8 protein-coding genes and 1 pseudogene are annotated in these 6,935 nt (G+C 64.7%); 8 read left to right on the top strand and 1 reads right to left on the bottom strand.

Annotated features, from left to right (window positions below):
• Nucleotides 1–141 precede the first annotated feature (141 nt).
• Complete coding sequence (locus WAN71_RS11275) at nucleotides 142–1,554, bottom strand: serine hydrolase domain-containing protein (RefSeq protein WP_422225405.1); 1,413 nt, start codon at nucleotides 1,552–1,554, stop codon at nucleotides 142–144.
• Between the two features lie 453 nt (nucleotides 1,555–2,007).
• Here WAN71_RS11275 and WAN71_RS11280 point away from each other — a divergent pair, with 453 nt between their 5' ends.
• From WAN71_RS11280 to WAN71_RS11315, 8 genes and pseudogenes are all read left to right on the top strand, one after another.
• Nucleotides 2,008–2,310, top strand: a complete 303-nt coding sequence (locus WAN71_RS11280; RefSeq protein WP_422225406.1) for a hypothetical protein — start codon at nucleotides 2,008–2,010, stop codon at nucleotides 2,308–2,310.
• Nucleotides 2,310–3,803 (top strand): hypothetical protein, encoded by a 1,494-nt coding sequence (locus WAN71_RS11285; RefSeq protein ID WP_422225407.1) that lies wholly within the window; start codon nucleotides 2,310–2,312, stop codon nucleotides 3,801–3,803. The genes WAN71_RS11280 and WAN71_RS11285 overlap by 1 nt, the downstream gene beginning before the upstream one ends.
• A 15-nt stretch (nucleotides 3,804–3,818) precedes the next feature.
• Entirely contained in the window at nucleotides 3,819–4,373 is a 555-nt protein-coding gene (locus tag WAN71_RS11290; protein WP_422225408.1) for a hypothetical protein, read from the top strand.
• Nucleotides 4,374–4,461: 88 nt separating this feature from the next.
• Nucleotides 4,462–4,650, top strand: coding sequence for a hypothetical protein (locus WAN71_RS11295; RefSeq protein WP_422225409.1), 189 nt, complete (start codon nucleotides 4,462–4,464; stop codon nucleotides 4,648–4,650).
• A 38-nt stretch (nucleotides 4,651–4,688) separates the two neighbouring features.
• Nucleotides 4,689–5,618 (top strand): LLM class F420-dependent oxidoreductase, encoded by a 930-nt coding sequence (locus WAN71_RS11300; protein ID WP_422225410.1) that lies wholly within the window; start codon nucleotides 4,689–4,691, stop codon nucleotides 5,616–5,618.
• Nucleotides 5,619–5,668: 50 nt separating this feature from the next.
• Complete coding sequence (locus WAN71_RS11305; RefSeq protein ID WP_422225411.1) at nucleotides 5,669–6,184, top strand: hypothetical protein; 516 nt, start codon at nucleotides 5,669–5,671, stop codon at nucleotides 6,182–6,184.
• 61 nt (nucleotides 6,185–6,245) lie between these two features.
• Nucleotides 6,246–6,650, top strand: coding sequence for a hypothetical protein (locus WAN71_RS11310; protein ID WP_422225412.1), 405 nt, complete (start codon nucleotides 6,246–6,248; stop codon nucleotides 6,648–6,650).
• A 28-nt stretch (nucleotides 6,651–6,678) separates the two neighbouring features.
• Nucleotides 6,679–6,935: pseudogene (locus WAN71_RS11315) on the top strand (hypothetical protein); the annotation flags it as partial.

Genomic DNA, 6,935 nt, shown 5'->3' on the forward strand with positions numbered 1-6,935 from the left:
TCACCAACGAGCACACCGGCCACGGCATGTTCGTCAGCATCGAAAATGTAGAGACGTTTTAGCCGACCACGCGGCGTATCCTATGTCGAGTACGGCGCGATTTCCGGGGCCGGCCGCCAGTCGTGAACGATCACGCGTTGCTCAGCGCAGGGCCCGGGCTGCCGCCGTAGCAACATCACCTCGCAGATACGCGATCGGTGGATCGTCTCGCGGGTCGATCGCGCTCGTGAACAGAATGACGTAGGTATCCGAGCCCGGGTCCATCCACAGCGAGGTTCCGGTAAAGCCTGTGTGGCCGAAGCTGCCAATGGGAAAGATCATGCCTCGCGTGCCGGAATAGGCGGTATCGATATCCCAGCCGAAGCCACGCAGGTTTTGTCCCCTGATCGCCGGATAGTGCGGAGCGAGCAGCGGATCATATGTGTTTGGTGTCTTCGCGATGGCTTCTCGGGTGGCGTTGTTGGCTGCCTCGACTTGTTGAGCGGTATGTCCGGGCTGCTCCGGAGTTGTCATCAACTCCAGCGTCGCTTGCGTCAGTGGGAACTTGCTCGGGCGGCCCGCGAGCCGATCAAGCAGGGCCTGCGCATAGATGCTGACATCGTGCGCCGTCGAGAACACACCGGCATGCCCGGCCACTCCCCCCATGCGGCGCGTCGTCGGGTCAAACACAACGCCCCGGAGCAGGGAACCAAAATCGGGATTCTTGCCCGGATCGTTCCTGCTTTCGTCGTCATGTGTCGTCGGTGCGGTCCGCGACAACAGACTCGTGCTCCACGCACCCGCAGGACAAACGCCCGGCATGCCCCCTATCGGCGCAGGCGCCCAGGCAATCGCAGATCCTCGCATCACATGTGGACCACATGCTTTGGCCGGGGGAAGGTAGCGGGTTTCTTCCATGCCAAGCGGCCCAAATACGTTTTGCTGAACGTAAACGTCTTCTGGCTCGCCAGTGAGTTTCTCGATCAGCGCGCCAAGCAGAATGAAGTTGATGTCTGCGTAGTTGAAAAACTCACCGGGAAGCGACTGCAGCGGCGTGGTGAGGGCACGGAGAATGCCTTCTGGTTTGTCCGCTCCGCCCAGTCCCCACGGATCGTCGAGGCGCACGTCTTCCGGTTCGCCTGACGTGTGCGTCAGCAACATGCGAACCGTCACCTTTGCCCGCTGTGGATCGTTCGCCGTGTTGAAGTCAGGCAAATACTTCTGCACGGGATCGTCGAACTGAACCTTGCCGTGTTCGTAAAGCTGCATGACGGCGGTCGCGGTGGCGAGGCACTTCGTCAACGACGCGATGTCGAAGATCGTGTCCTCGGTCATCGGCTCTGCGGGTGCGGGCGATCCATCTAGCCCCGGTTCGCCGGCAAGCTTGCGCGAGCCATAAGCCTGATGGAAGACGACGTTGCCACCATGCCCGATCACCACCACGCCACCTGGCACCGTTCCTGCCGCAATCGCATCGTTCATCTGCTTGGAGACCGATGCGAAGTCCGGTGCGGGAGCCGTATCGGGCGCCGGCGACGCAGGCGCGGGAGCCGAATCTGGCGCCGGCGTAGACATGGGAACCGCAACTGGCGCCGGCGTTGCCTGCGCGCTGTCCCTTCGCGCTGTCTGGGCTGCATAGCCACACGAGGAAGCCGCCGCGAGGGTAAGCAAGACAATTCCAACAGCAATTGCTCTTCGCCCAGATTGCACCGTCACCTGCTTGTGCTCCTCGGTGCCACCCGACCCGCACCGGAACTCTGTTGCGGTCGTGTCGTCGCCGTGAATATGGCCCTGCTGCCGTCATGAGCACCGCTCACGCCAACATCGTGTCACCACTAGCCAGCCAGCATGCGCCATATCGCCGCTGCGATCCGGCGCGCGGGTAGCGCGCAGTGGCCCGACCACCCGTGGGTAGCCCACGTAGTTTCGTCAGCGCCGAAAATGTAGAGACGTTTTAGCCATTGGTGCAAGAACTGCGCCGTTCATTGACTGCAATCACGACAGTTAGAACGCAGTTAGAATCCGTCCATGCCCGACGCGACGCCCGGTCTTCGCCTGAAGGTACTCGCCCCGGGGCTGCATCAACTGGCGACAAAGTGCGAGAAGGTCAGCGGTGAGCTGGCCGCCGACGCCAAGCCGCCGTCCATGTCCACGTCCGGCTGGCAATCCAGCGCCGCCACGGCGCAGACGGCGGCTGCGCGAGCAGGCAAAGACCTGTCCGGGATCGCGACGCGGATCACGACGCGGGGCGCGTACTACAACAAGGCGGGCACCGCCTACACGCAGACCGACGAGCACGGCGCCAGGCTTTTGGCCGGACTGGGTCACTAATGCCCGCCGCACCGCGCTGGCCGACACTGTCGCAGCTGCGGGGCTCCGACTACTCATACTTCGCCCAGCTCGCCGGCTTCCTGGAGGGGATTGCCCCTAAGGCGCAAAACGCGCTGGAGGAGTTGGCCGAGGATGTGAAGCGCCCCGGCGGGGCCGACTGGGAGGGCCAGGCCGCCGACGCAGCGATCGCCCAGGCGGGATCGGACCTGGTGAAGGCGCGCCCGGTCATGTGGAGCTGGGACGACGTGGCAATGTCTGCCCGAGGCTGGCAGGGCGAGTTGGAAGCCGGGACGCGCACGGCACTGGATGCCGTAGATGACGCCGAGCGCGACGGCTTCGAGGTGGGCGAGGACTATTCGGTCACCGACACCTATGACGCCGAAACCGAAGAAGAGTACGACGAGCGCCTGGAGGAAGCCGAAGCGCACGCTGGCTTCATCGGCCACCGGGTCGGGACGCTGGTTAGTAACGAGTCGCGCATCAACGGTGAGCTGAAGGCGATGACCGCCGGGTGGGGGACACTGAGCTTCAAGCAAGGTGGGGGCGCCGGCGGGCAGCCGGGCGATGATGACAACGAGCGTGGTCCCACCATCGTTGGACCGGGAACCAACCCGGTAGAGGAGAACCACAACGGCTCCCCCTATGACTTGGGCGTGACAATTCCCGGGACGGGAATCTTGATCACCGGCGACCCTGAGACCGGCAGGCCGAAGCTCATCATTCCCGGGACAAAGTGGAACGGCGACAACCCATTTCCGACTGATCCGGGTTACCGCCCGCTTCCCACCGGCGCCGCAGTCGGTCCGAACGGTCAGCAATATGCGTTTTACAGCATTAAGCCGTATGGGCCGGGCACCAACCCTAAGGACTACATCGCGCCGGAGTCGCACGTGCAAAATCTTGCGGACCCGACGCACGACCTGGGGCCCCTCCGGGGCACTCTGCTCTCAGGTGGGACGGCCGGTATCTCTCAAGCCAGTGGAGTGTATGACCCGGCGACCCAACGGATGATGATCGTTGGCAACATCGGGTCGGATGGCCAGCGCGCGTTATGGGCGTCCGCCCCCATCAAACCGGGCGACTCTCCTAATGCGTGGATGAACAGCATGCGGCAGGCGGGGACGTTCAACAATCTCGGCGCGGGTGATCGCGAGGCTCAGATCGTGGCCCTGCCGAAAGGCGGTTATCTGCTGACCAGCGCCAGCAACGGTCAACAGGTAGTCGGCGTGGCGTCGGCCACCCCGGACGGCTTGCTCAACGCGTCGCCGCACCCACGGACCGGTCCTGGCCTGATTCCCAGTCCCGGCAACCAACCGGCTGTCCCTTACGGTCCGACCGTCACAGAGGTGGACGTTCTGCCCAACGGACAAGAGCAGGTCACCATGCGAGTGAGCACCTGGCCCACCCCGCAAGGCTGGCCGAGCGGACCCGGTGCTCCGCCCCCGCCCTATCATCCGCACACCTACACAACGACATTCGACATCAACCCTTGACCCAAGGAGGATTCGATGGGCACGGCCGCTGATCGCATAGCTCGGGTTCTCGCCGCCGGGATCGTCGCCGCGGCACTGGCCGTCGCGGGAGCCCCCCCGCGTGCTGCCGCGCTACCGCCGGGCTTTCCCAGCCTGAACGATTTCGCCCCCGCCCCAGTCGACAACTACATCACGACCGGTCCCAAAGGACCGGGAAGCTGGGTGAATTTCTCCACTCCCTACAACATCGAGTGCCAATTCGACGCCGCGGGTTCTTCGCAAGCGCTTCATTGTGACGGAGACATGCCTGGAATGGACAATGCTCCGTATGCCCAGGGTTCCCCGGTGGACGGCTGGTGCTTGATCGGCACCGTGCGTAGCCAAAGTTCTGGCAGCGTGCGGCTGAACCGTGAATCGGTGAGTTGCCCTGCCGGCCCCTTTTCCTCCGGCGCATTGTTAAACCCCGGGCAGAAGGTGTCGTCCCAGAACGTGACGTGCGCCGTCGGCGACGACCAGCTCGTCGCGTGCCTGGACACCAACTCGGGGCAACACGGGTTCGTGGTGAAACCGTCTGGGAGCGAAGCGTTTTAGGCATCGCCCCGTCGCGTGCTGCCGCGCTACCGCCGAGCTTTCCCAACCTCGACAGCTTCGCCCCGGCACCGGTACCTCGGGGTTCCGCTTGGAACGTGAGCTGACCAACTGCCCAATCGGCTCGTTCAACTCCGGCACACTGCTGAATGTCGGGCAGAAGGTGTCGTACCAGAACGCGACATGTGCCGTCGGCGGTGACGGGCTGGTTGCCTGTCTGGACACCAGCCTCGGGCAGCACGGGTTTGCGCTCAAGCCGTCGGGCAACGTGACGTTCTAGGTCGCTCGGCGCAGCAGCCTGGGCCTAGTCTGACGCTCGTGGACTTTCGGGTATTCGTTGAACCGCAGCAAGGCGCCAGTTACTCCGACCAGCTCGCGGTCGCACAGAGCGCCGAGGCGTTGGGATTTTCCGCGTTCTTTCGGTCCGACCACTATGTGGCGATGAGCGGCGATGGACTGCCCGGCCCGACCGACTCCTGGGTGACGTTGGCCGGCATCGCCCGCGAGACGTCGTCGATCCGGCTGGGCACATTGGTCACCTCGGCAACATTTCGCCATCCCGGCCCGCTGGCCGTCGCGGTCGCCCAGGTCGACGAGATGAGCGGCGGGAGAGTCGAATTCGGAATCGGTACAGGTTGGTTCGAACGGGAGCATGTGGCCTATGCGATCCCCTTCCCGCCGCTGCGCGAGCGATTCGCCCGACTCACCGAGCAGCTCGAATTGATTACCGGCCTGTGGACCGCACCGGTCGGGGAAAGCTTCGACTACGCGGGCACTCATTACGCGGTCAACGACTCGCCCGCTTTGCCGAAGCCGGTGCAACGGCCTCATCCACCGATCATCATCGGCGGGACGGGCGCCAACCGGACACCGGCGCTGGCCGCGACGTTCGCCGACGAGTTCAACGTGCCCTTCGCCTCGTTGGACGCCGTCAAAACCCAAATCGAGCGAGTCCGCGAAGCGGTCGACTCGGTCGGTCGGCCGGCCGATGCGATGACGTATTCCGCAGCGTTTGTGGTGTGCGCTGGACGTGACGATGCGGAGATCAGCCGCCGAGCTGCCGCCATCGGGCGCGACGTCGACGAGCTGCGGTCCAATTCTCCGCTGGTGGGCACGCCCGACGAGATTGTCGACCAGCTCGGATCGTTCGCGGACTTTGGCATGCAGCGGGTATATCTGCAACTGCTGGACCTGTCCGACCTCGAGCACCTGGGGCTTTTCGCCGATCGGGTTATCCGGCAGCTCTGAGGTCTTCGCCGGAAGCGACGCGTCGGCCGGATTTCAGTAGCATCGGGGCCGTGACAGGCTTTGGTTCTTCGGGTCCTCCAGACGACCCGAGCGATCGGCCGACACGGATGGCCAATTACGGCGCGGTCGACCCGCAGCCGCCGGGTTTTGACGCCTACCCGAATTACTCCGGGCCTGCTGAACCGGAATCGCCGCCGGCTCCCTGGTATCGGAATCGCTCGTTGCTGGCCGTGTGGGCCACGATGGTTGCGATCCTGGTCGTGCTGATCATCTACGGCCTCATCCAGATGTCGCACGGCGGCGGCGGCGAAACGTCGACCATCACGCCGTCAACGACACCCACCCGGTCGTCCACACCCACCCCGTCAACAACAACGCCGCCGGCGACGACCACCACCCCGCCACCACCGTCCTCGTCGCCCGAGGAGCAGCCGTCGGATGGCAACGCTCCGCCTCCGGCCCAGGCCCCCCCGCCGGCCGAGCCCCCGCATCACCACCATGTGCCGCACATTCCGTCGACAATCACGTTGCCGCACACCGTGATTACGCTGCCGCACGGTTTCTAAGGCGCGGCGGCTCAAGCCGCGGTTGCGAATCCGCCAAACTTCACCGCTAGGATCAGCGCCCGTGACGGGCCACGGACCTCCAGACGACCCAAGTGAAGCGCCGACCGGCCAGTACAACTACGGCGACGACGGACAGCCCGATGCCGGGTCGACTCCGTGGTATCGCAAGCCGGCCACTCTGATCGGCTTGGGCGCACTCGTTGCCATCCTGATCGCGCTGGTGATCTATGGAATCGTCGAGCTGACCCGGGGCGGCAGCTCCACGTCCCCGGCTACATCGTCGACGACGCCGTCCGCGGTCGGCACCACGCCGCCGACCACCACCTCTTACCCAAGCAGCGAAACGACGACTCAGCCGATCGCCCCCGCTCCGACGACCACGGCGCCGGCCACCACACCGCCGACGAGCACGAGCATCGACGACGGTCACCGTCACCATCGCCATCACGACGGCGGTATGCCGTAGCCGTGCACCGTCGGTAGGATCACTCTCCGTGGGGGGCAGCAGACCACCATTCGACCTCGACGGTTACTCGGAGCACGATTTGAGCCTCGGCGGGCACCAGGACGAGCTCTTCGGTACCGCCGAGACGTCGTCGCCCTGGTTTCTCAAACCGTGGGTGCTGGCGCTGTGGGGCCTGGCAGTAGTGATTCTGATCGGGATCATCGTCTACGGCCTCATCATCTTGGCCACCGGCAACGGGGGCGGCGGACCAGCCACCACGCGGCCGTCGGCAACCACATCGCACTC

It is taken from the genome of Mycobacterium sp., assembly GCF_049280035.1.
Lineage (GTDB): Bacteria > Actinomycetota > Actinomycetes > Mycobacteriales > Mycobacteriaceae > Mycobacterium.

Bases quoted from the DNA above. Each gene is read 5' to 3' on its own strand.
- WAN71_RS11290 (WP_422225408.1), top strand. From the start codon at position 3,819: ATGGGCACGGCCGCTGATCGCATAGCTCGGGTTCTCGCCGCCGGGATC.
- WAN71_RS11285 (WP_422225407.1), top strand. From the start codon at position 2,310: ATGCCCGCCGCACCGCGCTGGCCGACACTGTCGCAGCTGCGGGGCTCC.
- WAN71_RS11275 (WP_422225405.1), bottom strand. From the start codon at position 1,554: ATGTCTACGCCGGCGCCAGATTCGGCTCCCGCGCCTGCGTCGCCGGCG.
- WAN71_RS11280 (WP_422225406.1), top strand. From the start codon at position 2,008: ATGCCCGACGCGACGCCCGGTCTTCGCCTGAAGGTACTCGCCCCGGGG.